The organism is Halorubrum tibetense, assembly GCF_042661865.1.
Lineage (GTDB): Archaea > Halobacteriota > Halobacteria > Halobacteriales > Haloferacaceae > Halorubrum > Halorubrum tibetense.
Genome location: NZ_JBHSWW010000422.1, coordinates 1 through 1,498 on the forward strand (window position 1 = coordinate 1; position 1,498 = coordinate 1,498).

At 68.6% G+C, this 1,498-nt stretch carries 2 protein-coding genes and 1 pseudogene; 2 read left to right on the plus strand and 1 reads right to left on the minus strand.

Annotated elements, in window-relative coordinates; all coding sequences use genetic code 11:
- Positions 1–405: GHMP family kinase ATP-binding protein (locus tag ACFQEU_RS15770; protein ID WP_465261166.1), on the minus strand; the 405-nt coding region annotated here is incomplete at its 3' end.
- A 423-nt stretch (positions 406–828) separates the two neighbouring features.
- Between ACFQEU_RS15770 and ACFQEU_RS15775 the strand changes: the two genes are divergently transcribed.
- Together ACFQEU_RS15775 and ACFQEU_RS15780 are read left to right on the plus strand one after the other, a co-directional pair.
- A complete protein-coding gene (locus ACFQEU_RS15775) occupies positions 829–1,251 on the plus strand; it encodes a cobalamin B12-binding domain-containing protein (RefSeq protein ID WP_379783711.1) in 423 nt (140 codons plus the stop codon).
- A pseudogene (locus ACFQEU_RS15780) lies at positions 1,252–1,498 on the plus strand (hypothetical protein); the annotation flags it as partial. It lies immediately after the preceding gene.

Sequence of the window (1,498 nt, forward strand, 5' to 3'; positions counted from 1 at the left end):
GGGTTGCCGGTCGTACGCGCGTGCCACCGCCGCGAGCGTCGTCGCCGCCAGCTGGGTGCCGCTTCCCAACCCCGCGTGACGGGGAAGCGAGGACTCGATCGTGACCGACACGCCCGGAACCCCCAGTCGGTCCGCGGCCACGGTGGCGTAGCTCCGGACGTCCGCGCGGAGCGCATCCACCGTGTCGTCTCCGGGCGTCCAACTACTGACGGTCCCGCCCTCGAGCCCGTCCGCATTCGTGTCATCCGTGGCGATCGAGACGTGTACCTCGTCGGCAGGAGTCGCGGTCACGGTCACCCGTGGCTCCGCGAGCGCCACGCCGAGCGCGCCGTACAGCCGCTCGTGGGAGAGGCTCAGATTACAGAAGCCGAAGTGGAGTCGCCCCCCGGCGCTCACGCGTGCCATGTTCGGACGGGAGTTACCGCGCCGCGAATAAAAGGACTCGAGACCCGGGCGAAAACCGCCACTGTCGACGGATCGGCGGGACGACTGCCCTACCGCCGCTCCCGGACCGTGCTTATATACTCCGCTGCCGGGGAGCGGCGTCGTCGAGCGCGGTGCACGTATATATACGAAGACACCGAAGCGGCGGCTACGAACGAGGCCGTGTTCCGGCCGGCGGCGTATTTATAAGCGAGATCGGGTTCCGGCTGGCGGCGTATTTATAAGCGAGATCGGGTTCCGACCGAGGTCGCGCGTTGACGCAGCTACCGTTTATGATTGGTCGATCGTGCCGTGACCGCCGTCAGCGGCGGGCCGTGTCGTCGCGCGTCCGATCCTTCCCGGTCTTCCGTTAGAATCAAACGGGTCGCCGACCCAGAGGAGGGTATGAGCGTCGAAACGGAGGAACGCGAGCGGGCCATCCGGTGTCTGGTCGCGAAGGTCGGACTGGACGGCCACGACCGGGGGGCACACGTGATCGCGCGGGCGTTCCGGGACGCCGGCTTCGAGGTCGTCTACTCCGGGCTCCATCGCGCGCCCGACGAGATCGTTCAGGCGGCGGTTCAGGAGGACGTCGACGTCCTCGGGATCTCGATCCTCTCGGGTGCGCACAACACCCTCGTGCCGAAGGTGATAGAGGGACTCAAGGAGTACGACGCGTTCGAGGACACGCTCGTCGTCGTCGGCGGGATCGTTCCGGACGACGACGAGGCGGACCTCAAGGCGATCGGCGTCGCCGAGGTGTTCGGCCCGGGCACGCCGATGGAGGAGACGATCGAGTTCATCCGGGCGAACGTCCCGGAGCGCTAGATGGACGGCAACGGGACGGGCGGGAGCCGATCCACTGCCGACGGGGAGCGCTCCCCCGACGGGGAACGGGCCGCCGCCGACGTGTCGGAGACGACTCTGAGCGACGCCGACGAGAGGCTCGTCGCCGACCTCCCCGACGGGAGCCACCGCGCGCTCGCCCGCGTCATCACTCGGATCGAGAACCGGTCGTCGGGCCATCGCGCGATCGTCGCGGCGCTCCACGAACACACCGGCGGCGCGAACGTCA